Origin of the sequence: Bacillus massiliigorillae (assembly GCF_000380245.2) — a bacterium.
GTDB classification, from domain to species: domain Bacteria; phylum Bacillota; class Bacilli; order Bacillales; family DSM-1321; genus Bacillus_AD; species Bacillus_AD massiliigorillae.
Window position 1 is genome coordinate 1,983,233 of the sequence record NZ_HG428741.1, and the last position, 26,484, is coordinate 2,009,716.

Annotated in this window: 42 protein-coding genes and 1 other annotated feature (1 of these 43 running past the window's edge); of the genes, 6 read left to right on the forward strand and 36 right to left on the reverse strand. The window is 33.2% G+C overall.

What is annotated here, in order from left to right; genetic code table 11:
• Positions 1-230: a binding site (T-box leader), on the reverse strand (it extends 10 nt beyond the left edge of the window).
• A gap of 258 nt (positions 231-488) precedes the next feature.
• Positions 489-1,028 carry a CcdC protein domain-containing protein gene (locus TX86_RS09105; RefSeq protein WP_042348220.1) on the forward strand — a complete coding sequence of 180 codons (540 nt, stop codon included), beginning with the start codon at positions 489-491 and terminating at the stop codon, positions 1,026-1,028.
• A 70-nt stretch (positions 1,029-1,098) separates the two neighbouring features.
• Here the strand turns inward: TX86_RS09105 and TX86_RS09110 are convergent, their stop codons facing one another.
• Both TX86_RS09110 and TX86_RS09115 read right to left on the reverse strand, forming a co-directional pair.
• Positions 1,099-1,308, reverse strand: coding sequence for a hypothetical protein (locus tag TX86_RS09110; protein ID WP_042348222.1), 210 nt, complete (start codon positions 1,306-1,308; stop codon positions 1,099-1,101).
• Positions 1,309-1,467: 159 nt separating this feature from the next.
• Positions 1,468-1,851, reverse strand: a complete 384-nt coding sequence (locus TX86_RS09115; protein ID WP_042348223.1) for a hypothetical protein — start codon at positions 1,849-1,851, stop codon at positions 1,468-1,470.
• A 272-nt stretch (positions 1,852-2,123) separates the two neighbouring features.
• On the opposite strand from TX86_RS09115, the gene TX86_RS09120 reads away from it, so the two are divergent.
• From TX86_RS09120 to TX86_RS09130, 3 genes are read left to right on the forward strand one after another with little or no spacing between them, the layout of a single operon-like run.
• Positions 2,124-2,687 carry a hypothetical protein gene (locus TX86_RS09120; RefSeq protein WP_042348225.1) on the forward strand — a complete coding sequence of 188 codons (564 nt, stop codon included), beginning with the start codon at positions 2,124-2,126 and terminating at the stop codon, positions 2,685-2,687.
• Positions 2,688-3,389: a hypothetical protein gene (locus TX86_RS09125; RefSeq protein WP_042348226.1), complete on the forward strand. Its 702-nt coding sequence runs from the start codon at positions 2,688-2,690 to the stop codon at positions 3,387-3,389.
• A gap of 2 nt (positions 3,390-3,391) precedes the next feature.
• Positions 3,392-4,471, forward strand: coding sequence for a hypothetical protein (locus tag TX86_RS09130; RefSeq protein ID WP_042348228.1), 1,080 nt, complete (start codon positions 3,392-3,394; stop codon positions 4,469-4,471).
• Between the two features lie 75 nt (positions 4,472-4,546).
• Here TX86_RS09130 and TX86_RS09135 read toward each other — a convergent pair whose 3' ends face one another.
• The 29 genes from TX86_RS09135 to TX86_RS09265 all read right to left on the reverse strand — a co-directional run bounded on the left by TX86_RS09135 (position 4,547) and on the right by TX86_RS09265 (position 23,029).
• On the reverse strand, positions 4,547-5,206 hold the full coding sequence (locus TX86_RS09135) for an N-acetylmuramoyl-L-alanine amidase (protein WP_052343604.1): 660 nt from the start codon (positions 5,204-5,206) through the stop codon (positions 4,547-4,549).
• Positions 5,203-5,601 carry a phage holin family protein gene (locus TX86_RS09140; protein ID WP_042348230.1) on the reverse strand — a complete coding sequence of 133 codons (399 nt, stop codon included), beginning with the start codon at positions 5,599-5,601 and terminating at the stop codon, positions 5,203-5,205. The genes TX86_RS09135 and TX86_RS09140 overlap by 4 nt, the downstream gene beginning before the upstream one ends.
• A gap of 94 nt (positions 5,602-5,695) precedes the next feature.
• Positions 5,696-5,962 (reverse strand): hypothetical protein, encoded by a 267-nt coding sequence (locus tag TX86_RS09145; RefSeq protein WP_042348232.1) that lies wholly within the window; start codon positions 5,960-5,962, stop codon positions 5,696-5,698.
• A gap of 79 nt (positions 5,963-6,041) precedes the next feature.
• The gene (locus tag TX86_RS26990) at positions 6,042-6,200 is read right to left on the reverse strand and encodes a hypothetical protein (protein ID WP_195892881.1); all 159 of its coding nucleotides are present in this window, start codon (positions 6,198-6,200) and stop codon (positions 6,042-6,044) included.
• A 12-nt stretch (positions 6,201-6,212) separates the two neighbouring features.
• Complete coding sequence (locus TX86_RS09150) at positions 6,213-6,413, reverse strand: hypothetical protein (protein ID WP_042348233.1); 201 nt, start codon at positions 6,411-6,413, stop codon at positions 6,213-6,215.
• Positions 6,414-6,424: 11 nt separating this feature from the next.
• Positions 6,425-6,877, reverse strand: coding sequence for a hypothetical protein (locus TX86_RS09155; RefSeq protein ID WP_042348235.1), 453 nt, complete (start codon positions 6,875-6,877; stop codon positions 6,425-6,427).
• A gap of 1 nt (position 6,878) precedes the next feature.
• Positions 6,879-7,193: a hypothetical protein gene (locus TX86_RS09160; RefSeq protein ID WP_042348238.1), complete on the reverse strand. Its 315-nt coding sequence runs from the start codon at positions 7,191-7,193 to the stop codon at positions 6,879-6,881.
• Position 7,194: 1 nt separating this feature from the next.
• The gene (locus TX86_RS09165) at positions 7,195-7,761 is read right to left on the reverse strand and encodes a YmfQ family protein (protein WP_042348239.1); all 567 of its coding nucleotides are present in this window, start codon (positions 7,759-7,761) and stop codon (positions 7,195-7,197) included.
• Positions 7,758-8,816 carry a baseplate J/gp47 family protein gene (locus TX86_RS09170; protein WP_042348241.1) on the reverse strand — a complete coding sequence of 353 codons (1,059 nt, stop codon included), beginning with the start codon at positions 8,814-8,816 and terminating at the stop codon, positions 7,758-7,760. Before TX86_RS09170 ends, TX86_RS09165 begins: the two co-directional genes overlap by 4 nt.
• Positions 8,806-9,234 carry a DUF2634 domain-containing protein gene (locus tag TX86_RS09175; protein ID WP_042348244.1) on the reverse strand — a complete coding sequence of 143 codons (429 nt, stop codon included), beginning with the start codon at positions 9,232-9,234 and terminating at the stop codon, positions 8,806-8,808. The genes TX86_RS09170 and TX86_RS09175 overlap by 11 nt, the downstream gene beginning before the upstream one ends.
• A complete protein-coding gene (locus TX86_RS09180; RefSeq protein WP_042348245.1) occupies positions 9,235-9,582 on the reverse strand; it encodes a DUF2577 family protein in 348 nt (115 codons plus the stop codon).
• A complete protein-coding gene (locus tag TX86_RS09185; RefSeq protein WP_052343605.1) occupies positions 9,582-11,036 on the reverse strand; it encodes a C40 family peptidase in 1,455 nt (484 codons plus the stop codon). The genes TX86_RS09180 and TX86_RS09185 overlap by 1 nt, the downstream gene beginning before the upstream one ends.
• Entirely contained in the window at positions 11,033-11,719 is a 687-nt protein-coding gene (locus TX86_RS09190) for a LysM peptidoglycan-binding domain-containing protein (RefSeq protein ID WP_042350343.1), read from the reverse strand. Before TX86_RS09190 ends, TX86_RS09185 begins: the two co-directional genes overlap by 4 nt.
• 2 nt (positions 11,720-11,721) lie before the next feature.
• A complete protein-coding gene (locus TX86_RS09195; protein ID WP_042348247.1) occupies positions 11,722-13,437 on the reverse strand; it encodes a hypothetical protein in 1,716 nt (571 codons plus the stop codon).
• A 10-nt stretch (positions 13,438-13,447) separates the two neighbouring features.
• Complete coding sequence (locus tag TX86_RS26670; RefSeq protein WP_154663088.1) at positions 13,448-13,591, reverse strand: hypothetical protein; 144 nt, start codon at positions 13,589-13,591, stop codon at positions 13,448-13,450.
• Positions 13,592-13,617: 26 nt separating this feature from the next.
• Positions 13,618-14,019 (reverse strand): phage tail assembly chaperone, encoded by a 402-nt coding sequence (locus TX86_RS09200; RefSeq protein ID WP_042348249.1) that lies wholly within the window; start codon positions 14,017-14,019, stop codon positions 13,618-13,620.
• Positions 14,020-14,057: 38 nt separating this feature from the next.
• Positions 14,058-14,495 (reverse strand): phage tail tube protein, encoded by a 438-nt coding sequence (locus tag TX86_RS09205; protein WP_042348251.1) that lies wholly within the window; start codon positions 14,493-14,495, stop codon positions 14,058-14,060.
• A gap of 15 nt (positions 14,496-14,510) precedes the next feature.
• Positions 14,511-15,557 (reverse strand): phage tail sheath subtilisin-like domain-containing protein, encoded by a 1,047-nt coding sequence (locus TX86_RS09210; protein ID WP_042348253.1) that lies wholly within the window; start codon positions 15,555-15,557, stop codon positions 14,511-14,513.
• Positions 15,557-16,000: a phage tail terminator family protein gene (locus TX86_RS09215; protein ID WP_042348255.1), complete on the reverse strand. Its 444-nt coding sequence runs from the start codon at positions 15,998-16,000 to the stop codon at positions 15,557-15,559. Before TX86_RS09215 ends, TX86_RS09210 begins: the two co-directional genes overlap by 1 nt.
• Positions 15,997-16,398, reverse strand: a complete 402-nt coding sequence (locus TX86_RS09220) for an HK97 gp10 family phage protein (protein ID WP_042348257.1) — start codon at positions 16,396-16,398, stop codon at positions 15,997-15,999. The genes TX86_RS09215 and TX86_RS09220 overlap by 4 nt, the downstream gene beginning before the upstream one ends.
• Positions 16,398-16,748, reverse strand: a complete 351-nt coding sequence (locus tag TX86_RS09225) for a hypothetical protein (RefSeq protein ID WP_042348259.1) — start codon at positions 16,746-16,748, stop codon at positions 16,398-16,400. Before TX86_RS09225 ends, TX86_RS09220 begins: the two co-directional genes overlap by 1 nt.
• Positions 16,745-17,107, reverse strand: coding sequence for a phage head-tail connector protein (locus TX86_RS09230; RefSeq protein WP_042348261.1), 363 nt, complete (start codon positions 17,105-17,107; stop codon positions 16,745-16,747). Before TX86_RS09230 ends, TX86_RS09225 begins: the two co-directional genes overlap by 4 nt.
• A 40-nt stretch (positions 17,108-17,147) precedes the next feature.
• Complete coding sequence (locus TX86_RS09235; RefSeq protein WP_042348263.1) at positions 17,148-17,975, reverse strand: major capsid protein; 828 nt, start codon at positions 17,973-17,975, stop codon at positions 17,148-17,150.
• A gap of 15 nt (positions 17,976-17,990) precedes the next feature.
• Positions 17,991-18,545 (reverse strand): DUF4355 domain-containing protein, encoded by a 555-nt coding sequence (locus tag TX86_RS09240; RefSeq protein WP_042348265.1) that lies wholly within the window; start codon positions 18,543-18,545, stop codon positions 17,991-17,993.
• Between the two features lie 132 nt (positions 18,546-18,677).
• Positions 18,678-18,995: a hypothetical protein gene (locus TX86_RS26995; RefSeq protein WP_052343607.1), complete on the reverse strand. Its 318-nt coding sequence runs from the start codon at positions 18,993-18,995 to the stop codon at positions 18,678-18,680.
• 10 nt (positions 18,996-19,005) lie between these two features.
• A complete protein-coding gene (locus TX86_RS09250) occupies positions 19,006-20,019 on the reverse strand; it encodes a minor capsid protein (RefSeq protein WP_081707619.1) in 1,014 nt (337 codons plus the stop codon).
• On the reverse strand, positions 20,009-21,331 hold the full coding sequence (locus TX86_RS09255) for a phage portal protein (protein WP_042348270.1): 1,323 nt from the start codon (positions 21,329-21,331) through the stop codon (positions 20,009-20,011). Before TX86_RS09255 ends, TX86_RS09250 begins: the two co-directional genes overlap by 11 nt.
• Before the next feature lie 11 nt (positions 21,332-21,342).
• Positions 21,343-22,620 carry a PBSX family phage terminase large subunit gene (locus TX86_RS09260; RefSeq protein WP_042348272.1) on the reverse strand — a complete coding sequence of 426 codons (1,278 nt, stop codon included), beginning with the start codon at positions 22,618-22,620 and terminating at the stop codon, positions 21,343-21,345.
• Positions 22,601-23,029: a terminase small subunit gene (locus tag TX86_RS09265; protein ID WP_042348275.1), complete on the reverse strand. Its 429-nt coding sequence runs from the start codon at positions 23,027-23,029 to the stop codon at positions 22,601-22,603. Before TX86_RS09265 ends, TX86_RS09260 begins: the two co-directional genes overlap by 20 nt.
• Before the next feature lie 364 nt (positions 23,030-23,393).
• On the opposite strand from TX86_RS09265, the gene TX86_RS27565 reads away from it, so the two are divergent.
• Positions 23,394-23,606 carry a DUF8096 family protein gene (locus TX86_RS27565; protein WP_042350346.1) on the forward strand — a complete coding sequence of 71 codons (213 nt, stop codon included), beginning with the start codon at positions 23,394-23,396 and terminating at the stop codon, positions 23,604-23,606.
• A gap of 337 nt (positions 23,607-23,943) precedes the next feature.
• Here TX86_RS27565 and TX86_RS09275 read toward each other — a convergent pair whose 3' ends face one another.
• The 5 genes from TX86_RS09275 to TX86_RS09295 all read right to left on the reverse strand — a co-directional run bounded on the left by TX86_RS09275 (position 23,944) and on the right by TX86_RS09295 (position 25,672).
• The gene (locus TX86_RS09275; RefSeq protein WP_230203602.1) at positions 23,944-24,366 is read right to left on the reverse strand and encodes a LuxR C-terminal-related transcriptional regulator; all 423 of its coding nucleotides are present in this window, start codon (positions 24,364-24,366) and stop codon (positions 23,944-23,946) included.
• On the reverse strand, positions 24,344-24,496 hold the full coding sequence (locus tag TX86_RS27000; protein ID WP_195892882.1) for a hypothetical protein: 153 nt from the start codon (positions 24,494-24,496) through the stop codon (positions 24,344-24,346). Before TX86_RS27000 ends, TX86_RS09275 begins: the two co-directional genes overlap by 23 nt.
• A gap of 145 nt (positions 24,497-24,641) precedes the next feature.
• Positions 24,642-24,836 (reverse strand): DUF3954 domain-containing protein, encoded by a 195-nt coding sequence (locus tag TX86_RS09280; protein WP_042348277.1) that lies wholly within the window; start codon positions 24,834-24,836, stop codon positions 24,642-24,644.
• Between the two features lie 58 nt (positions 24,837-24,894).
• Complete coding sequence (locus TX86_RS09285; protein WP_230203603.1) at positions 24,895-25,080, reverse strand: NrdR family transcriptional regulator; 186 nt, start codon at positions 25,078-25,080, stop codon at positions 24,895-24,897.
• 274 nt (positions 25,081-25,354) lie between these two features.
• The gene (locus tag TX86_RS09295) at positions 25,355-25,672 is read right to left on the reverse strand and encodes a MazG-like family protein (RefSeq protein ID WP_154663092.1); all 318 of its coding nucleotides are present in this window, start codon (positions 25,670-25,672) and stop codon (positions 25,355-25,357) included.
• Positions 25,673-25,794: 122 nt separating this feature from the next.
• Here TX86_RS09295 and TX86_RS09300 point away from each other — a divergent pair, with 122 nt between their 5' ends.
• Positions 25,795-26,472: a hypothetical protein gene (locus tag TX86_RS09300; RefSeq protein WP_154663093.1), complete on the forward strand. Its 678-nt coding sequence runs from the start codon at positions 25,795-25,797 to the stop codon at positions 26,470-26,472.
• Positions 26,473-26,484: the final 12 nt, after the last annotated feature.

The window sequence follows — 26,484 nt, forward strand, 5'->3', positions numbered from 1 at the left end:
AGGCATTGCTCGCGGTACCACTCTAATTGATTAATAATAATATTAACCCACTCATTTTCGGTGGCTATTACCACCTATCTTCTTAACGGTAGAAAACCGACTTCCCCTACTGATTATGTTCAGGGAGTAGCTTATGGATGAGTTCAAAGGCTATAACTACCGATTTCCACCAACCATCGGCTCTCTAAAAGTTTATAAATCCCTTTACTATTTCCAATCTTCGCTTGTTTTTATGTAATTAAACACAATAATATACAGATAGAATAGAATAGTCAATACATAATTAACAGAAAAATAAAAATTATTATAATTTTATTATATTTCAACATTATATCTTCTTATGTTTTTCATGACTTCGTAATAGTACTGCAAAATACAAAAATACCCCGATGCACACTCTGTTTTTTCCTTAATTTAGCAAAAACATATTTACTTGCATGGTTTTTGGCTTTATGATTTAATCAGGCTTCACTTAGGAGGTGTATTGAATGAATATAGCACTTCAATATTCATATACGATTGCATTAGTTGGTTTCATCTTATACAGAAAAGTAAAACGTTCCATTGGCTTTCAACTTTATAAACCAAGAAGATTAATATTTCGAATTATTATTTTCAGTCTTGTCTCATTATTCGTTCTTACTAGCTGTTTTCTTCACCCTGTAACCTTTCTCTATGTTGCAATTGGACTCATATTAGGAGTCTTGTTAGTGTCATATGCTATTAAACATAGTAAATTCGAAGTTAGAAATTATTTATTTTATTACAGAACTCATTTATGGATTGAATCTTTAGTACTTGCACTCTTCCTAGGTCGATTTATTTATCGAATAATCATCTTACTTCAAATTTCTAACGAAGTAACCGACATGAATAGTCTTCAATATAGTCAACATTTTACGAAAGATCCATCAACTATTATTATTTTATTTATTTTGATGGTTTACTATATTGGATATAACAGTTTCATCTTACGAAAAGGTAAACAATCACATCCTCCACATACACCTTCAACTATTAATAATTAATTTATGATTACTAATAAAATAGAGGCTATTTCTAAGTCATACAATCAGCTTAGAGAATAGCCTCTGTTTTTTATTTCGTTACTTCAAACCCTAATCGAATAGCAGGCATTGCCGAACCTGGATGATCCGTTGAATAAGTAAGTTGTGGAATTAATGTCATATCTGTAGATTTTTCTTTTTGCTTATAAATCCCCGGATATAAATCAATAATGTGATAGCCAGATTCTCCTGTTGCCACAACATCAAATGTTAAATCACCTTGACTGTTAAAGGCACACAAGTATCCCTTATTTTCAATGTATTTCATCAGTTTTTAATTAATTTCGAAAACAGTTATTGTGCATAGATTTTCATACAGACTTCAGAATGTCGGTTCATATATTTCCATATTGTTTTAGATAAAATGTGGTCAATAATGTGGTCAATAATCAAATCATTATTAACTAGAAGCAGAATCAATCAATCTTCCATCTGAACTATAAATATAAATTAAATAAGAATTTTTCTCTAAAGTTAAATCACTTTTCCTATCAATCAAAGCACTTTTTACATCATCAACATAATTAGCAGCAATTTCATCTATATTCTGTTTAGACTTTTCATATGGAATATAAATAACAATAGCATCATCATCATGTCTAACATCAATACGATCTACATCTTTTAATTCTTCTTTTAGAATGGAATTATCATTTTCAACTCTTTCCTCTTTGGTCATTCCTTCTGCCGATTTAAACGAAGGAGTATTATCTCTATTAAAAAATGCTCCTGCTAATCCAATAACAGCTAAAATAATAATACATAATGTAATAATCTTTTTCATAAACAATCAGCTCTTTTCTGGATGGTTTCAAACTAATCATACATGAAATCTTTTAGAAAAAAATGAATTATCGAGTAATATTGCTTCCAAATTCAATTTTGATTAATGGAATAAACCCAATACAACCCAATACATTAATAACTAATATGTTTAAAAATTAGGTTAACGGTGAAAATATTTATTGTACATATTATATTGTATAAAAATTTACGCTGATTTATAATTTAACTGTTTACCAACAATTTTTAGTTTAGAAAAAGGAGGAATGATTTATGGTTAAAAAGTTATATTTATTTAAATTACTAAGTAAATACAATCAAAATAAGCCTCCTCTACACACTAATTTGGATGACGGTATATTTATTTCGGAAAACAATACAATTTTAGGTCTTGATCGAAGCAACTGGAAAGATCATAAAATAAAAAATTTCAGAAATGAGTATATAATCAAACCTTTTGAAGTTCGCCAAAATAAATTCGACCAGCTTCTCTTATCTCTTGATAAATTCAACGCTGATTTGATTAAAATATCCTTTACAAATGACCTGTTTGATGATGAACATGCAGATTTATTAAGTCTAATCCGTTCAAAAGATATTGATGGATTGATAAAGTTTGTAAATGAGCAAAGGTACGAGTTCGGAAATGACATCGAGGAAATAACATTCAAAGATAAACAAAAAAGAATTCATGAAAATATATCATTTTCTCGAAATGCTGTATTAACTGCCGAAATTGAGGAAAATAAACTTGAAGATATAATTTCAAGCAGACCTATTGGACTATTAGCTGGAACATATTTTCCATTTACAGAAGAAAAGAATGGAGAGGTATGATTGAATAAACAAGAAACTCTTACTCTTTTAGTTAAAGATACAATCGTAATCGTTTTATTTTACTTTATTACAAAAGCTATTTGGAAGGACTCCAATTGGTTTGAAGATAAGGCAGAAGAGCTAATTACCTTCCTTTTAATCGGGATAATACTTTTTATTGTATCAATAGCGCTAACTATATTTACTCGCCCTATCGATATAGTCATTGAACAATACAATCAACATTTCGAACAACCTAATACTAATTTTTCTATTAATGGTAGTAAAAAAACTCAAGACCATGAAAGAATCGTAGAGTTAAAAATCGGTCTTTTGAAAAGAAATTCAATATGGATGTGGATTTGCTGTAAAATATTAAAAAGGCTGAAACTGTCTATTCTTGTTGAACCAGTAACTCCAGGTATTTTACTTGAAGCGACTAACGAATCTTTACGCCAAGACATAGAATCAACACCAAGTGGATTTGAAATACTACTCCATAACTATGTTACCCAGATTCTCGAAAGAGCTAATATTGATATAGAGAACAGCAAAGGCTGTGATTATTTTATCACAGAAGATATTACAAATATCGTAAGTACTGAAACTATTCAAATAATAACAACACTTATGCTAAACGGAAAAGTAGCACCTTTTTGGCTTAATTTTTTCATTAAATCCAACACGTCCGAACATATAGTAAACTTCAGATGGGAGATATAATATTGGCTGGCAAAGAAACAAGATTAACTCTATGGGCATTAGATCCTGAACTATCATTAGAAAATGTTATTACTCTATTAAAACTGAATTATTCTAAAACAATAGATTACTTGAGTAATAGAAATGACATTCCTAGATATGATAGAACACTAGTGAATAGTTGGAAACCTTTTTCAGATGATGAAGAAGAATTTAAAATTCAAACCTATACAATCCTAGGGCAAGAAATAAAGTGTATTCCAACTAAAAGCTTTATTGAAACATCAGCTCCCGAAGGAGAAGTCATATATAACGATTATGTAATTCCTCGTTCGAAAAGAATACATCAAAATATTCAAAATGTGTTCTTTTTCGAATCATTTGGCAGAGTTTTTGTAATCGTAGAAGGACCTGAATACAAAATTAGATCTATTAGATCTGTACTTATGGGAGCAGGACGAAAAGCAGATGAAGCTCATAAAGAATGGAAAAAAGTACAATTCAAAGATATACCTAACTATTCTTTTTCGAGTGATTTTTTTTATTGGTTAATTAGTAAAGAAAATCAAGAGGTTTCCAGTTGTAATGAGGAAAGATGTTGTGAAAAAGAAGAATGTGACTCTTTATTAAAAATTAGTATTAGCGATATAAGAAATCTTTCTCAATCAGTCGACCGTAAAGATATAACTCATGAAAGTACAGGAAAAAATCTTTTGGATGAAGCTGTACCGAAAACAGGTCTAGGTATTAACACAACTGTTGGCCAAGTTGGAACTACCTTAATTACGTCTGAAGGAACAATTAGATTTCACCTATTGGCAAATGGAGAGGCTATAATAAATAATTATGAATCTGGACTCAATGGAACTAATGGAGAAGTTATTCCTTTTTATTTAAATTTAGATCTTGGCTCCTTAATGTTATACGCTGTGCTTTTACCTGAATTAAAAAAACAATTCAATATCGAAAAAAACGGTCCTGAGTGGACAATAGAACATCAAGCTTTAGCTAGAAAATCCTGGGCACTAGGTGCTATTAATGAATTATGTGCTGAGAACGAAATCGATATAGATGAAATAGAAGCACTTGATTGGTTTAAATAATTTAAAATCCATCATATTCTATCGTATTACATCCTATGCACCACATAATACGATAGAGTAAGATGGATTTTTTATTTATTCTTCTCGCATCTGCAAAGTAACATCAAATGTTTTTTCTACTTTTTCTTTAAATGCTTTAGCAGATGCTTCTGTAGCGAATGTACCAGTATACAAACGATATCTCTTATTATTAGTAGGCTGGTTAGCAGATGAATTAGCTAGTTTTTTATTTGCAAGTGTTTCTGCAATAGTTTTGCAAACAGCATCAAAATGTTTACCATATGCATCTGTATTTGATTTTACATTTACAAAACATACTTCAATTAAAATAGCTGGTTTGGACGTATTCTTTAATACATATAGCTCCTTATTTTGTTTAGCTCCACGATTTTTCATACCTGTTGCATCACCTATAGCTTTCGAAACTTTAGCAGCTAATGAACTATCATCATAATAATATACTTCTACGCCACCTTCTTCTGTATTTCCAGAATTAAAATGGACAGATACGTCTAGATCACGCTGCTTACTATTATGGTATTTTACGATTGTTTTTAGGTTTTCATTTTGTGATTTCGAAGTGTTATCATGAAACTCATATGTTTCTACATCAAGCTGTTTGAGGTAAGTTGCTACACGTACAACGACATTACGTGCTTCTGTTACTTCATCTATATATCCTCTTGCTCCAGACACGTACTTTCCATGTCCAGAGCTTATTACTACTGATTTCATTTTCCTTCACCTTTTCCTTTTAAAATTTCTACAGCATTTGTAAGTACTTGCGGTACTGGCAAACCAATGTTTCCGGCATTTTCAATTAATGATAAAAGCTCATTTGCAATGAAAAAGAAAATAACAGCTTCTCTGAACATTGCATTACTTCCAATCGCTTGATCAACTACATGTGCAGCAGCAACCAATAAAAAGAGCATCACTTTTTTAGCGATGCCCTTGAACCCAACTTTACTTTTTAATTTACCCATCACACCAGCTGCAATAATACCACTTACATAATCTAATACTGTCAATGTAATCAATACTGTTAACAATTTATCTAAACCACCTAAATATCCAAATATACCGCCTGCCGCAATTGCTACCCACTTATAAATCAGTTCCTCTTTCATGTTAACCTCCTTGTTTTAGGCATAAAAAATACACCTCTTAAGGTGCTATGTTTGTGTCGCATAATCTGCCTATAGCGTATAAAAAAAGAGCCTTTTAATTAAGGACTCTATAAATCTCAGACTCACTAAAATTTCTTTGATTTTGCAATGTTTTACTTGAAGATAAATTTCCATTTTTTAACACTTTTCGACATAAGTAATACGGTGCCTTTTCATTTGAAATAATTTCCCACGTTCCATGTGTAATTTTAACTCTTGTTTCAAAATACTCAAACCGAACTCCTACATTTAATAACGCTTTTTTACATTTTGGTTTATCTCTATAACCTTCATCAAAATAAATCCTCTTAGTCCAACTCATAATATACTCCTTAAACTTTTCTTCAATATACCATAAATCGCAACAAGAATTTATTCAACTTTACTCTATAAAATCTGCCTTACGCAGTTTTCTGAGCATCCATTAAACCAACTAACTCAGTGTACTCATCAGGGGTAATTCTTCCTACTAATAAAAAGGCATCCAATTTACCAATCATTGATTGGTATTCGTAGTTGCCTTTTTCAATCATTGTTTTACATAATTTGTAACAGCTCATATAAATCTCTCCTTATCCTTTTATTTCTGCTAACGCTACTAGGTATTCTGTATTTAAAAGTGTTTGCATTTGCAAATCTTCTATTGTTGGTTGTGGTTCTATAGGAACATCTACTTGTATAGTTGTTTTTACAACATGCGAAACTGTTACTCCATCTCGTGAATATTCTATTACGTTCATATTACCTTCAATATATTCATTTAGAATAATCATTTCATCACCTACTATAATAATTTATATAATACGGTACAGCCACAAGAACCCTGTCCTGTTCCACTTCCTGAATTTCTAATACTTACAATTATGTTAGTACCTTCTCTATTAATAGGAATATAAGTACGGTGGATTCCTATTCCTAAATCATAAGTTTCGATTGCTGTACTAGCTACTTTAATTCGCAATTCAGAACCACCATTAGGATTTCCTATTACTACACCTACTATTTTACATTTACCAGTAACATTTAAAACTTCTTTTGCATTACTCGTGTCGTTTGCGGCTGTAGATGCATACGCTGACATTTTAAAAGAAGGATCATATCCATCACCCATTCCATTAACTTTAGTCAAAATATTAGTAGTATCAGATTTAATATTTGTCGTAGTTGTTTTAATGTTAGTTGTATCATTCTTAACACTATCTAATGTAGTTTTATCTGCAATACCAATACTAGGCATCTTACACTACCTCCTCATAATTAAAAGTAAGAACACCATTTATTACGCTAAATCCATAACGATATGTTGTTGCTCCATCTATAAATTTATGTGGCAAATAATCGTTCTTATGTGACGTAAGCGCACTATCAACTGTATTAACTTCTTCTTTAGTAGCGAGTTTACTTAAATCAATGTTGCCAACTGCGTCTTGAACTTCTTGTTTTGTTGCTGCATTCAAATCGATTACATCTAAAATTGCATTAAATTGTGTTCTATTAAAATACTCATTACCATCTGGTTTAGGTATGTTCAAATTTGGAGTATTCGTTGCCAAGTTACATCACCTCTACTTCATCCCATGTTTTATTTAATGCATCTATTTGGTCCCATGTATAATTAAAAGAATCAAATCGGTCCCATGTTGTGAACGTGAATTCATAGTCAATAAGAAGATGAGCAGGAATGATTTCACGCAAAGCGTTTTTAATATCATCTAAATTTGGTGGAATACCTAACTTTCCAACAAAACGAATTAATATCGTATACTCTGCACTATTTTCAACGACTTCAACTTCTCCATTTAAATATGATTCAGCTACATTTTTCACTAAATCAACCGTGACTGTTCCAATACCACGAAGCTTAGAACGAACAACACTACGACGCTGATCAATAGGCTTGCTTTCATCTGTTTTTATACCGCATAACTTTTCCCATCGCGACAATCCCCACGTGGCTGTCTCTACACTAAATTGCAAAAGTAAATCTTGTATATCAGCATTCAGTTGATCTATCATTTCTGATTCAACTCTTATGATTTCATTAGCCTCTCTAATGTCACGATAGTAGTAAGGTAGATAATTCATCATTGATTGTTTTATATCTCGTTTATAATCGCTCATGTAAACGTCACCGTTCCAACTACAGCTACTTGTTCACTCGTAATAGTAATATTAGTTGTTCCTTCATTTATTGTGAGGTTTGAATAATCAATAAGAGATGGTACATCTATTAATAAACTAGCTATTTTAGCGTATCTAACAATCGGATCTTTAAAAGCTAGAGACTTTAGATAATCCGTTAGTAATTCTATAAATTCTTGTTTCGCTTCATCTAATGTTTTTCCTGTCGCTAGTGTAAGAGTTGCTGAAACATTAATATTTACTTCTGGTGCTCCTATTGTTGTAATAGTAGGTCCGACTGGTCTTTCTTCTTCAATATGATTAGCAGCTGCATCAATTATTGTTTGGTCTGGACATCGCTTATTGTCATCAAGAAGCACTACTTTTACTGTATTTCCACCATTCCAAGTAGGAAACACCTTTGCATCACCAATACCAGATACTTCTAGAGCCCACTGCTTATAATGATTAGCATTACCACTAGTAGCAGGATTTTGAGCACGATTTTTAAGTCTTTTCAGTAATGATTCATCGCTTTCCTCATCTACTCCACCTTCAAAAGCTTGCTCGTTAATTACTGTAACAATTCCATATAAATCGCCTGGAGCTAATGCATTTATTTCTCCAGCAGCTACTTTTCCAGCAGCACCAGCTATTTCAGCTTCTGCAGTTACAATACTAGGCGTTTCTGTCAAAGTAACTTCTTCTTTAGTCACAAAAAATACCGATTCACCAACCGTTGTTTGTAAACGGGTGCCAATCGGTATTAGCGTTCCAGCAGGTCCTGATAATGTAATCTCACCTGTAGCTTTTATGGCTGGTTTTCTTGGTACACCAAACGGAGTACATATATATTCTAAATAGATTCCTTCTGAAGTATCAGGAAAACCAAGTCCTAAAACGGTATCAAGTTCAGTATAAGCATTACCTACTTCAATAGCTGCAGGAGCTGTTAAATCATATGCAACTGAACCTTCACGCTTATCAACATCATGCGATATATTATCAAGCATAGCAGCATGCAATAAATCAGGTGTTTTATCCTCATAAGCCATTAATAGACACCTCCTCTGTGAACGCTTCTCCAATCATTGGAACGATGAATACACTAATCGCTAAGCTATTATCTAAACGTTCATAAGATACCTGTACATCTTCAATTCTGTCATCATAAATAAGTGCCTCTTGTATCATACGTGGAACTACAGCATTAAGATATCCTTCAGTTGTTCCTCTCCCAATCAACTCTTCTTCAATCTCACTTCCATATTGATCAGTATAAATAGGATATTTATTTCTTGCTGTCGATATAGCCTTCTGTACAAATTGCCGCAAAGCTAATTCTCCAACAATAAAGCTACCAATACGTCCATTTTCAAAATCAATAAACCATGTCTTACTAGGTATTTCTACATTTTCATTTTCCATATATTCATCATACAAATAACTGTTGTTTTCTGGTGTAAGCGCCATTTAATCACCTACTTTATTAATTACGTAATAATATTGTGTATCGTTATCTCCAATTACTGTTACCTTATCACCAGCTTTTAAACAACTCTTAAAAGTCACTTGCGAAATCGTTGTATTACCTATAATAATCGGTTCAATAAATCGAGTATGGTCTGTAAGATCATCTGCGATAATTAAATCATCACAATCAAGTAATATACCATCAGATTCTAGATGTAATGAAAGATTAGGTAACGGAGATACAACAGTAGCTGTTTCAATGGACATTTCTTTATTAAATCCATGCTTTTTCATTAATTGAACCATCTTAGCAGCTGGTGAACCTTCTATAGTTGAACGCTTGTCCATTATAAAACCCTCCTAATCTGCATAAAATGATTGCCCCAATATCCACTTGTATAAGAATGAACTTTACAACCACTTGAAGCTAAACTAACGCATGTACCTTTTGAAACTACAATTCCTACATGTGAAACTCCAGATCTGTATGTTCCTTGGAAAAAGACTACATCACCAGCTTGAGCGTTAGCAGTAGATATCTTAGTTCCTTTAGCAATCTGTGAGCTTGTACCATGACCTATATCGATTCCTGCTGCTTGTTTATAAATATAATTTGTAAATCCAGAGCAATCACCAGTGCCATTTGTAATCGACTTGCTACCAAATACATAACGTAATTTACCAACATAACTGCGAGCCAATGAAACTACAGCAGATGCTTTAGTACCACCAATCGATACATTTTCATTAGCGTTGCTAGTAGAAGATGTCACAACATTGCTTGTATTTTCTTCAGGTGGTTCATAATCCAATTCAGCAACATCTAATGTTCTAGATAATGTAAGTGACATACGATGAACACCATCTGCATCAAAGCTATGCTCATCAGCAGTAACATAAAAACCGCCTTGAATACCTGTCATATGGTTATATGCTCTCACCGACTTACCAGAGAATACGGAAGTATCACCAATAGATTCAACTGATACTTCTTTCGTTACTTTGTTAAGCTCTTTTAATAATGTTTCTGCTATCGGTTTCAATTGTGCATCTGTTTTTTCACTTTCATGTTGTTTTTCTCGTAAAATGCCGTATTTCCGTATAGAAGCAGCATCAGATACACTAACACCTTTTGCATCTTCTCCACTAGATCCAGTTAAACGGATACTATTCTTCATATCTTCAATTGATTCTGAGTAAGTAGCACTTAAAAGATTAGTAGAATCAGAAACAATAAGTTGGACCATTTGTGCTTTTCTTTCACGTAATGTTAAGTTCCCTTGCTCGTTGTACAACAAAAAAACCTTACCGGTCTTCTTCTTAGTTTCCGTTAAGGCTGTGGTAATCATATCGTATAACGTCATATCTCGAAGGATAAGTTTAGGAATAACATATCCTGTATCATCTATTTTTCCATATTTAATGCCGTATTGCTTGCAAATCTCTTGCGCAATAATAGATGCTTTTTTATTTTTAAACACTTTAGAATCGCTGTTTTTCGCAAGATAATAATTAGAATCCCAAGCTGTAATAGTCATCGTACCATCACTATTCATTTCAGTATTAAAAATATTCCCACGAAAGAATTCTTTACTACGTTTTTCACATCTTATTTCATGGCCACATTCAATACCAGACACAACTTTAGAAGAAGCATTTATCGTATTTTTTAATGTAATTTGACAACTACGTCCGCATTCAGCGATATTTCCACTCCATGCAATATCAGTCATTAGATACGTAAGATATGTGATTTTATTATTAGCATAATGTGCTACACGAAATGGTAAAGAAGCACTCATCTCGGTATCACCAACTTCATTCCAATCTTTAATTTATTAGGATTGGAGCCAATCACATTTTTGTTAGCGTTATAGATTTTTCTCCATTGATTTCCGTCACCATATATCTCTTTTTTCTTTGCAATTAACCACAAACTATCTCCACTTTTAACAGTATATGACGCCACTTTAGTTGGAGTTGGAGCTGGTGGACGAGAACTACTAGATCCGTTATTAGGTTTCGTATTTGGTTTAGATAAATCAGTAACAGTTACTTTCACATCACGATATTCTTTTAAAATTAAAGTATAGTAAATGTCTCCTGGAGCACCATATTTATTAGCATTAATACTAAAATCACGAATAGTAACCTTAACATCAACACCACCAGCACCTGTAACTAAGTATCGAATCGGTTCACGTTTATTTCTCAATCCATTAATTAATGAATAGCAATCTTGCGGACTAGGAAAATTATTATATTCACAATAACTTGGATTATAAACAGATGGAAAAAAAGATTCGATTGTGAATTCTCGTAAACCTCTTTGTTTAATGTTGGTAACCTCACCAAGCCCCTCTACTTCATAGTCCTCATAATTAAATGGTGATTCATACGTATTCGCTTCCGGATTTACAGGTAATCTTAATTGGTTCTGCTTATTATAAATCAACCAAAATTCCACATTAAGATTTTCTTTCATAATCATGCTCCTGCACCACCAGACATTTCAATCTCGCGAACAATATGTTTCATTATTTCTTTAGATACTTTTCTCATATCTCCACCCACACCATGAAGGACAATATCACCAGTAAATGTATAAACGTTACCTCCACTACCTTTGCTGTCAGCTTGTTTGGCTTGCTGTTTTGTTAATAGTCGTTCTCCTTCATGAGCTAAAATTGGAGTGTTATCTTTTGTAATTCGACGAGCTCCAACAGCTTTTTTACTTCCGCCAGTTACAAAGTTTTTTACTTTTTCCCAGTCGTTTTTAGCTCGATTATTAATCTCTTCACGTGCTTCACTAGTTCCCGGAAATATCTTATTAGTAAGCCAGTCCGTTCCTTTTTGTACACCCATACCTACACCAGCGAATAAAGCACCTGCAGGACCACCAACACCATAACCAAGAACAGCAGCTGCAACTATTTGACCTTGTGGGTGGTTTTTAAGGCCTTGAATAATACCATCAATAATAGCTCCACCTATTTTCATTGTGGCTGTTGCTATTTGAGGCGCTGCTGCTTCTAAACCAGTTGCTGTTGCACTTGTAATTTTAGAAATTAAAGTAGATACTTTTTCATTACCGTCCTCATCCCACCATTTATTGAATTCCTGACCAGCTTTATCTAAAAAGAATCTAAATTTCTCACCAATGGTATCAAGTTTCTGGAATTCTGGATCGTTAATAATTTTATTAATCCATGTGCCAACAGCAGATGCCGTTTCCGTAAATCCTTTTGTAATGGTTGTTATTAGATTAGAAGTGAATTTAATAGCGCCATTAACTTTTTTAGGATCACCCATGAATTTATTTAACTTCTTAATAAACGGACCAATAGCTTTATCTAATGCTGGTTTACCAACTTTGATAAGTGCTTCATTAGCACTCTCTTTAAATTGGTTCCAAGCACTACCAGATGTCTTGCCAATCTTCTTAATAGTTTTATCCGTGATACCCATCTTATTAAGAAGCTTATCCATCTCTTTCACTTGCTGCTTGATGGGTAATGTTTTAATACGGTTAACATCAGCTTTACTTATACCAAATCGTTCAGACATAGAAACACCATCACCACTAAATAACTCTTTCAAAGCAAAGGCAGCACCTTCTACACCTTGTGTTGGATCATATGCTGTTAATTTTTCGGTTAGCTTCCACATTTCTTTTAAATCACCCATGTTTTTAGTAGAGCTAATGAAAAACTTTGAGTTGTTAATCATATCATCAGTATTTAAAACAGGAGATTGAATGGCCATATTACGTAGCATATCTACATACTGATTACCCTTTTTGTCGTTACCCATCATTCCTTGAATCATTACTTGCTGTGTTTCACGAGACATAGCCTGTCCAATCGTCTTTTCAAAAACACTTTTTCCAGCATATATACCACCTACAGCACCAATTAACATTTGCATACCACTAAAAGGATTAAGCTTACTAAAAATGCTAGTAATCCTTCCTGCAACAGTTTTACTATGCGATACAAGAGACTCTAGTTTACTAGTAAAAGCATTTGTGCGTGGTGGTTCGATACGAGGACGAACAGTTTGAGAATTTAATCTCTGCATTCGTTCTAAACTCCCCTCAAGAGATTCTTGCATTAATCTATTTGAAGCAAGCACTCTATCTACTTCACGAGAAAATCTATTTTCTAAAGTGATTTCGGCACCAATTCTTGTTTCATCAGCCATATTATCACCTCTATTTCGTATTAGATTCTTTAGTTGAATCAGATTCATCCTTAATTTCTTTTTCTATACAAGCAATAAGAAGCGTCTTAGCACCAAGTGGCATTTTATAAAACTCATCAGGACGAACATGATGCCTTACCCATGCCCAATGCATGTAAAAAGCTTCACTGTCCGTCTCTATTAGTTTTTTACTTCAGTAATTGCATCGCCTTTATAACCACTAAGTTCATTTATTGCACTATCGATTTTATCGATTTCACCAGGCAGAAATAATTTTTTAATCAAATCATATGGTGTTTTCACACCAAAGTACTCCATTAGTTTAGTGCTTTTTAAATCGATATTTTTAATACCTTTTATTAGCATTAAATAAATTCTTTCAGCATTATCATAAAATGGTTTTCCATTAGCATCTGTCTTCAAAATCTGGTCAGTTATTTCTTCAACTTCAGGTTGCGACAAACCACTAACATCTAAAACGAATGGATTTTCTTCTGTAGATAAACGAGATATTTTAATTTGTTTTGTATGTGGTTTAAACGTACCTTTATCCATGCTCATTAATAAATCAATAGTATTCATTTAAAATCCTCCTCAAAAATAAAAGCGTAGGCAAAAGCCTACGCAATAGCATCAATTAATTCATAATCATCAAATGTAAAAGGTTTTTCCTCTTGAATAACTTTATTAGATTCCCAATCAGCAAGAGTAATATCATCAAATTGTACGCCTGTAATAGCGATACGCTCCGAACCTAGTGAAGCTGGATCAGCAAGCTTACTAATAATTTCAGTAACCAATGGCTTTCCTTCTTTAAGAGCTTCAAGTTGCTTTTTCAGTATACGAGAATTAACTTTTGTAAAACGAACAGAACCAGTTCCGTCCCATCCCATTACCTTTTTGCCACGTCCATTACGACGACCACAAATTAATACATCTTCTTTTAAAATGTTAATCTTAATTTGTAAGCCATATACTTCTGCCCACTTTTCTCCATCAATCCAACACTCTCCAAATGTACCGGAAATGCGTTGGTCAGCAGTATAATTTTCTGGCATTTATATCACCATCCTTTACATATAAACATTGATATCAGCATCTTCGATTGCATCGACAACACGTAAAGTTACTTTAATAAACACTTTGTCATCGGTATCTGCTTCTTTAATTTCTTGCTCTGACATCGAATTAACATCTACACCTTGTTCTTTTAAATAGGCAGCTTGTGCATCTACATCAATTTCTACTGTTGTTCCTGGTTGCAATAAACCTTCATCTTCTAACGTTCCATAGTAGTTACTTAAGGCACGCATAAGAAGAACTTTATTATCATAGGTATTTGGAACTTTACCAATATAATTATCTTCTAATGTCATTCGGACATCTTCATCAATCATATCTAGGATTTCAACAATCTTAATCTTCTTGAAATCCTTTGGAGTAGTAGCAGTAACCGTTGTTAATGAAGTAACACCACGACCAACTTTTACTTTCTCACCATCATGAAAAATGACAAACTCTCCATTATCAATAGCTGTATTGATTTCTGGACGAGTTAACGATTTAACACTATCAACTTCATTTAATACCTGATAAGTCGTTGCAATAGAAGGTGGAGTACCAGCAATAAGACCAGCAATCCTTGCGCAATATTGTGCTGTTGTATACGTTGTTTCTCCGACTTTAATATCATCAGTCGTAAAATTAATAACAAAGAATTTATCAGCTGCATGATCAGGGAGAATAACCTTAATATTTCGTCTCAAATCACGTTGATTACTTACCCACGTAGCAACTGTAGTTAAATCTGATGTTTGTACAGATGGAATGGCTAAATAATTAAAATTAACTGTTTCTAGCAAAGCTAATCCCTTCGCTTGTGTAGATTCGCATGCAATAATCACTTTACGAGGTTTGTTTTCTCCACCTTTAAAAGCCATTTGTATCATATTTTGATTGGCTTCTGTTAAACCTTCAGGAATATCATCCATACTATACAGTTCAAAAACACCAGTTTTAGTTGTTTCTAATAAAAAAAGCCCCACGATTCCTCGTGCAGCTCTTTGAACACCTGATTGTGCTAATTTCTTAAAAATCATATTTATTTGAGGTAAACCCATTACTTATCACCTTCTTTGATTTGTATGTCTTTTATAACAGAGACATTAACATCACCCATATCTGGATATTTCGTTGTATCCTTAAGTATTTCAATATAATCAATGTCCATTAGATACCTAAATCCATCACCTTCACTACCACGATGATTACGAGTAAGATAACTAAAGTCTATTGCTCTAATGACTCTAAATTCACGTTTGAATAGGCTACAAATTGATAACCAATCATCTTGTGATTTGTACTCATCTTTAGGGAAATAAACAATTTCAATAAGCAACGTGTTGCTCTCTTGAAGTTTAGATATCGAATCTGCAATAACAGGCCTAATGAACACAAAAAAACAAGGCTTCTTCATGCCTTGCTCTAGCTTATCTGTATATACTTTTACATTAGGATACAAAATGCCTAATTTCTTTGTAATTGCTCGTCTTATATTAATCATAGTTTGCCTAACACCTCTCTTAATAGAGCATAAACATGTTTGGGTAACTCTCTTTCTAATTCCATAATAGACATTTCAAGCATATAAACACCTGGTACAAAACCACCATTTCTTGTCCTATGCCCTAATTCTACGTAAGGAGCGTATTCTACGTTGTTATATAGTTCGATGCTTAATCTATCACCATTTCGTTTCACGTCTGAAACCTTCCAATTACGGCGCAAATTACCGCCAGTATTACCGTTAGTATAAACACCAACTGGAGTACGTTTCTTTACCTTTCGTAATCCACGATTAGCTATTTCGATTAAGAACTTTTCAATCTCTTCCGGAAATCGTCTTTTAACAATCTCAAGATCTCTTTCAAACTCTTCGAAACCAAATATACGATTAGCCATTAAATTTCACCATCATATTTCAAGATAACCTCTTGATGTGAAGGATAGACATGATGCTGTCCTGCAACGGTTTTAATCGTTCTATTTTGATACGTAACTTCTATTTCATCGCCTTTTTCAATGATGTATAAAGGGTTAAGAAATAGCTGTAATGAATACGTAATGGTGTTTGCAGTATCGGTTTGACTAGTAGTAGCTAATGTATTCTTACTTATAGCGCAACTAATATTTTTATAGATAGTTGCATGTTCATCGATGATAGTCTCATTCCACTCATTTGTTATTTCAACATCACGATAAACGGTACATTTATCAAAATAGGTGCTTTCAATAGCTTCCATTTCGTTCATTTCAACACCCTCAATCGTCTAAACTGGTTCAATTGCTGTTTATAGTTAGTAAGTACATCATCAACAGAATCACCATTTACAACCTGAGAACCAACGTCATATTCAACGGTTGTATCACCACGAGAAACTCGTTTAATAGATCCACTACCTTCTATGATTGTTGAACCTCCACTTTTCAGCATATCCACAACCATTTCAGCAACAATTTCACCAAGTTCAACAGGTATCTCTAATAGATTGCAATAGTTCAATACTCGTCTAGTAACACGACGGATATAAATATTAATCTGTGCATCTTGTGTATCATCATTAATACCTGCAAATTCTTTTACTAACACTAATAATTCTTCATTCGTCATTAAATCACCTCAATGCAAAAAGAGGAGATAAACTCCTCTATCATGCTCCAGCTGGTGCTTTACATACATAGATTGCTTTTTTCTTGTTGTTAAGAATGAATGCATCAAAGTAAATACGACCTTCTGCTAATGTTCCTGAAATACCTGGAGGATCTACGTGTAAACGATAGTCTTCAAGTTTAATAGGTGCAACAGTAGCAGAACGATGAGTAATGATGAAATTCACATTAGCACCAAGACGAGTTGTAGGTACTTTAATAACAGGCATACCATCTAATTCAGCAACTTGTCCTTTTAGTAAGATAGCATCTTTAGACATATCAGATGTTTTTACAAATGTATCACATAATTTTAACCACTTAATACCTGCAGGTGTCGCAAAAATAATACGATTATCAGGTACTTCCTCATCATCAAGAGCTTCAGTACCTGTTAAAATTTCTTCATGAACGTTATCTTTTGTTAGTTCAACCTCTTTGACATGTTTTTTATCAGCTTTAGCAACCATTTGAGCAAAACGGTATGTGTCAACATGAGGAATAACTACTTCTCGTAATTGACGAGCTAATGCCTCAGCTGCTTTCATTTCTGTTTCTTCTTCATTCATCTTATCAATTGTGAAAGAAAATGCTTTATCTTGAGATAGTGTTAGCTCTTGAATAGTATTCTCTAGTTCAGTAGGTGTACCAAAGCGAGAACCGCCTGAACGAGCATAATCTGTAAGAGCAACTGTATTTACAGAAGTAACTTTTACCGTTTGTGCTCCTACGAATTCATAATCATTATTTACACCTGGAGTAGATAGTGCCCCAAGTTTAAATTTCTCATCAATTAATGGTGAAAATTTTGATGTTAATGTAATCGCCATCCTATAACACTCTCCTTAAATATTAAACGCATCATTGAATGCACTTGTTAGTTTATTGTCTTTGTTATTTTCTTCTGTTTTCTCATGCTTTTCTGGCGTTTCTTTTGCTAAACGTCCTTTAACTGCTTTATTTAGTTCCTTTTCCCATGCATCCTTAAATTGAGATACATTTCCAAGCGTTTTTTCCTCATCTTCACCAAGTAAGTAATCAGCAAATACACTTGGAATATTAGAACTTCGTAAAGTAGATGCAGCTGTATCTTTCAACTCAGCCATACGAGCACGTTGTTTATACTCTTCAGCTACTTGTAATGCCTCTTTTAATTCAGCTTGCTTTCGTTCTTCTTCTGACATAGCTTTCTTTTTATACTCTTTATCAATTTCTTCACGAATTCGCTTTTGTTCTTGCTTCAAACGCTTAGAAATAACAGCATTCATTTCATCCTGTGTAAACGTCTTTACATCAGTTTCTTGGTCACTGCCTGTTCGGTCAGTGCCTTGTGAATCTTCGTTATTTGTATCTACATCATCAGCAAAGAACTGTAAATTTAATCGTAATAATTCTGGCATAATAAAACCTCCACCGTTTTAAGTCCGTCGACTATAATTCCATGTGTTTATAGCGTCCACAAGTACGACAATTTAGGCATAAAAAAAGGCACTTAACCCAGTGCCAAAGGGAGATAGTAGACCACCTCCTTCCTATGCTAATTCAATGTGTTTCTTTATATCTTCTTTCAACATTTCATTCATTTTAGCTAAAATGTCATCAACATTATTCAATTGAAAATTTATCGTTATTTCATTAATACTAATATCTTCATCAATTACAACCCAATCATCTTCCAACATGTTCTCTATGGTGAAAAACAAGTCTTTTGTATCTAAAATATCAAGTACAGTTCCATCTTTACAGTAAATCATGATGGTTCCATTCTCTATTACCCAATAACCACCCCATTCTTTTCTCTTTATTTTCTTACCATCTCGCATTTCTTTATATGCCTTGCAAAAATCCATTTAAAACACCTCATCCTAAAAACAATTTTTCATACTCTTTATATGTCATGTTCCCATCAACAATCATGTTTTTACCGTTGCTATCCCTAGCTATTCTTTCTTCATCATCATCTTCAAAGTAAGGAATTGTAGTAGACCTACAACGAACATGCATTGGAGGATAATTAACACCAGGAACAGCATCTTTGACGTAAAATACTTTTCCATCTAATACTTGGCACACATGAGATGTACGACTGTCTAGTGTTGCTAAAAATTCATATTTATCTAACTTGCATTCTGCATAAGAATCGATAGAAGCTTTATTATCAAAATATGCAGCCTCGGTATTTACTAACCTGACCGCATCTTGATAACTTGATGACATTCTTTGACTTACGGTTTTAGCTAACTTCGGTATGCTTTCACCTTTAATAGTTGCCTTAACAAACTCTTGCTGTAGAACATAGCGTAAATCGTCAGTATTAGCCCAAATGCGAGTAGAAAAGTTCTCACCTGACCATTTGTATGTCATTAGTTCATTAATCTTCTTCTCGTCAAATTTATAGAATGGAGAAGATACATTAAATTCTTTTGCAAAATCATATTTGTTTCGTAAGAGAGTAGAAACATAGATGTTTTCTAGTAATTTAGTTAATGTCTCTTCAAACGCATAAGCTAATGGAGCTATTCGCATCGATAACTGCTTATAAATCAAAGCATTACGGTTAACTCTTGCTGGATCATAAGCAGGAAAGAACTTATCAACCATTTCTTCACTGGCCAAACTATTCATTCGAAGCTTCTCTGCATTTTCTGCAACATATTTTTTGAATCCTTTTTGGTCTAGTTTGCTTGCTTCTTTCCATAGCGACTTATAATTCATACCATAACGTTGAGCATATGATTCAAAGTCTTTCATAATCTCATCTAATGCCTCTGAATATAGCTTTTTCAACTCTTTCTCTAAATCAGCAACGGCTTTATAGACTTCTTTGTCATGCTGTTGAGCACGTTTGAACCAATAGTCTCTATTATTCATCATTGTTCACTTCTTGATTATTAAATTCATAAGGTACAGAAACCAATTTCTTAGATTCCTCTTCTTCCATTAACTCCATAGCATGTTGAACATCTTGAATCATTGGTAATTCACCATATAAATATTCAGTAGGAACAATACCATGAAGCTTGCTAATCATATCAGCCATTTCAAGAAGGTTTTTAGGAACATTCTCGTTGAATTGAATCTTAACCATGTCATGAGCAAAGGCACCATCACCAGTTTTAGCAAGGTAATCAGCCATGAAGTTTAAACGACTAACTAAGCCTTTCTTAAACATACGGCTCTTTTGCCCTCTCAATTGCTCTAATGCAAGCAATTTGTATTTAATAGCTACTCCAGAAAGGTTATTACCAAAGTTCTTATCGGACATATCTGGAACGAAAGAGAACTTATGAATATCTTCTTTAATTCTATTTTTAATGTTTTCGCTATAAGAATCATTCACATTTTTGACAAGCCAAAAAGCATCGCCATCATCATCCAATAGCAATGTTTTAGAAGATTTAGCAGCATCAATATCAGCTTGTTCTGTACCAGACATATTACGTAATGCTAGAAATGCATCGGTAAAGTCTTTTAAATCATCAATGTTAGTAGAAACAGCATCGTTATAAGCATCGATGAGAGAAATAACTGTTTCATAATCACCTAACGAAAATGTATTGTTTTTGTATTCAACAACAGGGACGCCATTAAAATCATGTGCTTCTTCATCAATAAACTTATAATCAAAGCTCTTGTTTTCTGATTGAGAGCGATCTACTGTAAATTCATATTTCTGCACATTCATATCATCATAAATATCCATCTTCACTAACAACTTATTTTCTTTTGTTGGTGTTTCACTAAAAATAATAGCATCCGTTATTTTAGGCTTCACTTTGCTGTCAGTGATTACGATAACGTTCCTTGTATCTAAGTCGATGAAGTTATAATCTCCATTCTCGTCGTAATATTGGAGCTCATAAGCCTTTCCAAAGATGCTACAGTTTAAAGCATTATTGTAATTTACCGTTTGTTCATCATTCTTTTCGAGTACGTTTTGCATCTCTTCAAATTCATTTTCTGTTGAGACATAAGTAACTGGATTACCAATGAAATAACCGGTAGAGATAGTAGAAATATAACGAGCAAAATTGTTAACTGCCTTAGTATCAACTTTCCCTTTACGGTCTTGCTTATTTAAAATGTCATGCTTACCAATGAAATAGTTATACAGCTTTTGTAATCGTGGTAATTCATTTGTTTTATGATATTCATATAATTCCTTAGCTTGCTTAATACTTAGCAATCCCTCACCTCCTATAAGCCCAATGATTCTTTGTTTAATGTTCTTAACGACTTCTTCACAACGAATTGCTCCATTGAATAACGCCAAGCATCCATTAAATGATTAAAATCATCAATTGGTTTGTTTAATCTTTTACCGGTCTTACGGTCAGTATCATAAATATAGTTATTGATTTCTTTAATGAAGTTCACACAAGTTGGATGGACAACTACTTTAAATCCTTGAATGAATTGAATACCATTATTAATAGAATCCTTACCTTTTCTAGCTCCAGTAATTCTTCTAATACCATTCGATTTAATTTCATCAATGCTTTTCGGCTCTGCTGAATCAGCTATAATTCTTTCTTTTGAGTAACCTTTAGATTCAATCATTTGAGCAATCTTCTTATTACTCATTCCTTGCTCATAATATTCATCAAATACATAGATGATTGAGTTTTCAATATCAACTAAAGAACAACAAAAAGCTGTTGGGTCCTGCGTATAACCAAAGTCCAAACCAAAAGCACTTTTGAAAGATGGTCTTCCTCTAAGCTCTGATATATCGAATTCATTTACCATAAAGTTTTCATACACCAAGCCATCAGCAACGCCCCATTCTCCATCACAAACGATTCTGGCACGTCTAGGATTCTTAGTATATAGACTCTCATAACGGTCTCTATCTTGCTTATCTAGCCATTCATTACACTTGTAAGTAGTAGTTACAGCAAATGTATCAAATGCTTGTGTTTTTTCATCAAAAAAATAAGCTTTTAACCAATGTTGTTCTGACCAAGGGTTAAAGCTTACAGTTACTTGTTTAAAAAAGTCTTTATCATCAAATGAACCGCGAATAGATTCAACAACCGTTTCAAATTTATGCTGGTCCTCAATTTCAAAAGCTTCTTCAAACCAAGCCCACGAAAGAACACCTGTATCTACAGTAATAGATGTAATCTTTAGTGGATCATCAAGACCTCTAAACAATATCTTTTGTCCAGTAGGAATATATGTGATTTCAGGCATCGATTCATTAAATTTAAACAGATGCTTTACTTGTAATTTATTAATGGCCCATTTTAAATCTGTGTAGCAAGATTGTTTTAATGTATTTGAGAAACGACGAATGACCAACAGATTAGCCCAAGGATACTTCATTATTCTATAAATCTTATTGATTGCTATTGTCTTAGATTTCTTAGAACCACGTGAACCTTTCACAACCCGATAGAACTGCTTACAATTCCAAAAACGATTGTATCCACCACCAATAGTTTCTTTCATGTTAATCTTCATCTGGTACATCATCCACAAACGTAGGAACTGTTAATTCTACTTGTTGCTTTTCAGTCCACATAGAATAGCGTTTACCTAATAATTCAGCAGCCTTTACACGGTCCTTTAAATAAGTATCTTTATCTTCTAATCTTTGAGCTCCTTCACCTAATCCAACTGGAATTTGTTCCGTTAACTCACCACGCATAACAGAAGTAAGAAACTTTAGAACTTCTTCACCTTTTGCTATCCTTTCGCTCTCGATATCCTTTAAACGCTCATCAATATAGGCTCTAATGCTATCTTTTGCTATCAATCTAGCTGCGTTAGCTCTAGCGCCTTTCTCTTTATATCCAGCCTTTAAATAAGCTTCTGTAGCATTACCAAGCTCAATATAATAATCAGCAAATCTCTTCTGTTTTTCAGTAAGTTTATTCATACTACATAACACCTACCTCCTTATGATAATTAAAGTGAATAATCTACTTCTTTATATTCTTAATCTGTTCATATTCACTTCCTAATAGCTTTTCTAATGACTTTCGTTCTCTAAGTGCTTCATAGTGTATAACGCTAAAAATCACTACTGGAACGATAATGACTAGCCATAACAACCATATGAATAACACCTCTTTTCGTTTTCTCAGCAAGCCACAAGGAAAATCAGGGAGGATTTTAGTGGCAAACCTTATGACTTGCTGGCAAAACAAAATCATCTAAACGCTTTGATGCATCTGCAATCTCACTTTGATACAATGATAAGATTAAATAAACTTGTAGGTGATACCATGTCAGACGAACTAATGAATGAAGAAATAATTGAACCCTCTAAACCTAAAAAGCCTGAAGATTATTACGGTACATTTAGCACAGATTTTATTTACGAATATAAAGATCAACCAGATATTCGTGATGGAAAATGCGACAACTGCGGAAACTCACACTTTCAAATCAGCATCGGTAATAAAAAGTTATTACGTGAATGTCGACAATGCGGCATGAAGAAAAACATTTAACCCTGTCATTTGATAGGGTTTTTATATTGGATAGATAACTAAAAGACGATACTGCCGAACCAATCGAGGTTACCAGTACCGCCTTTTTCACTTTATAAAACACCCAACTAAAAATAATGCTGTAAATATTATTTTGCAAAGATCCAGTTTGCGTTATTCGTGAGTAACATCAATCTGGTAACATGATGATTAAAGAAACATAGATTATCATCCAGGTATTTATGATAAAAAGAATAATATATTTTTCTATAAATCATTATGTTTATTTAGTATCAACGAATATTTCAACTCCCCGACCTGCCTTCCATGTTACATTATTTTTTAGCATTTAAATAATTCACGACGTCTTCGACAAATGCGACATATCCGACATTTTTTCAACGATAGAATCTCTAATTCTTCTAATATGACGGTCAGATAACCCCATATGCATACCAATCCATCTATAGCTTTTTCCTTCTAACAACCAATGTAGTACTTCTGTTTCTCTTTCATCTGTAATTAAAGGAATTCTATCTTGAATTATTGAAACCTTATATCTATATTTATCAATAACTGAAAATCGTTTTTCTCTTCTAACAGCTTCACGGAATACTGGATCACCATTGGTCCCTTTTGCTTTTGGTAATGATGATTCAAGACCATATTGTGCTGTTAAGCCTTCACCAGCATCTTGCAAAGAACTGTTTAATATTTTTATAGAATTAATCATCCAATGATAGTCTTTTAAAATGTCCTCAATCTGCTTTTGGCTTATCATTTTTAACATCTCCCTTATCATTAGTAGAAGTCCATCCGTTACAAACAACGCAACGAGAAAACATACATAACTTATCTTTGTTAAGCCACACACAATATTTACATGGACAATCTGGTTTCTTAACTTTCATGATGTTCATCTCCTAAAAAGTATCTTTTGTTGCCAAAATCAATGGAAAAAGGTAAATTCATTGCCTAGAGTAATAAAACAAAAAGAGCACCAAACAAACGCTATATGCGCCCATTCAGTGCCCTCGGTTTTTCCGTTAGGCTATATTAAATTTGGGTTTGTCCTATCATTCGATGACGTTCACTTCTTATGACATCAAGCACCTTGCCGTTCTGCCAAACTATCGTATCTTCTCCAAAATGTTTAGGCGTAACTTTTGTTAATTGACCATCTATAACTACATATGCAGCATTTTCACTTAAATCTATTTCAACAATCATTTTTTCAATATTTACGTTCACCAGAACCACTCCCGATGTTATAATTAAGTTGGCGTAGCTGGGAGCAATCCTGGCTTTTTTATTTATTGCAGCGTTCAAAGTATTTATTTTGCAAATATGGATCAAGAGAAGTAATAACCAATGTTTCATAAGAGGTAAATCGAGTAAGACATTCTACACACTCTCTGGCACGATTAGATCCATTTTTTCCTGGTTTCTTCTTAATTACTCTTGTTTTACCACCACATATTGGACATTTCATCATTAATCCTCCTATTCAGCTCACAAATTGCTTCTTCTCTATAATCTGTATATCTAGCTAAATACTGTAATTCTGATAAGTTTGCTAAATTAAGATTCATAATGATTAAGACGTTGCCTTTCTTCTTAGTTTTGCTACCCATACACTAGCAAAAGTGTTTTCCATAAATATTTTGCGGTTATAACTATCCGTTTTAAACTTCTTTCCGTCCTTATGAATCTCAGTAAGAGGAAAAACAACTTCATATCCTCTTTTCTCTAAATCTTGAATAGCTCTTTCAGCTTCGTGTTTTCGTTGGCGATGTATAACAACCGGTAACATTGGTTTCTTCATGATGAATCACACTCGCTTCCTTGATTTGTTCAGCAATTGACACGGCAACGGCAGCTACTTGGATTAGTTCTTCATAAATATTACTTTTATCCGATTCCTTTCTCCAATCATCATCAGATTGAATGGCTTGTGCTACTTCTCCAACTTCTTCAGATAAGATGACAAACCATTTTTCTAGTGAATGATTTTGTTTACCCCACTTACAAACCTGATTAATACGTTCTTGCTCTATATCAAGTAAAACCTGTTTAGTTAACTGCATAACTATCTCCTAACCAGCAATTTATGAAATTCCATTACTCTTTTGTTTCCAAAGTTCACCTATATAATCATATCTATCAATTTGATATAATCTACGATGGTTATTTTATATAGGGGAGACATATGATGAAAAAATTTATGTGTGTAAAAATTGGATTAATGATTTCTTTCTTAATCCTTGTTTTTATTTGTCTATATGAAAACTATCATGTTCGAGAATTCAAAAAAATCACAAATGAACTTACCCATTCTTCCAGCTTTAAAAATATTATTGAAAAAGCTGAATCCCAATACAATAATAAGACTATTAAAATTACTCTTACTTTAGATTCGAAATATAATGGCTACAAAACCATTGAAAAATTCGAGTTTTTAGAGGCTTTTCAAAGACAGTTTCGTTATTTTATACGTAATAGTAAGTACTTAAGCCAAAAACAAAAAGAAAGCATTACCCTTCTTGTAAACGCCAATACATCCACCTACACTTTTACAAATATTTACTTGAATAAGAATAGGCTATATCATTCTGAAAGCACCTTATATAAAGATAAGAAGAAAATTTATTCAAATATTTATTTAAGTGGGACGGGAAATGGGTATCTTTTTTCTTCATCTACTTCTGAATTCGAAAAGGAAGTTCTTCAATATGCAAGTTACCTTTTTAGATCACTAACAAAACACGGAAGTGACTATTACGATGATGATACAAAAATGATTGCTGATATAGTAACTAAAAAATTCAATATATCTTTCAATGAATATGATGCAATATATAGAAAAAATTATTTAGGCATGCAATAATTCTTTCTTTTT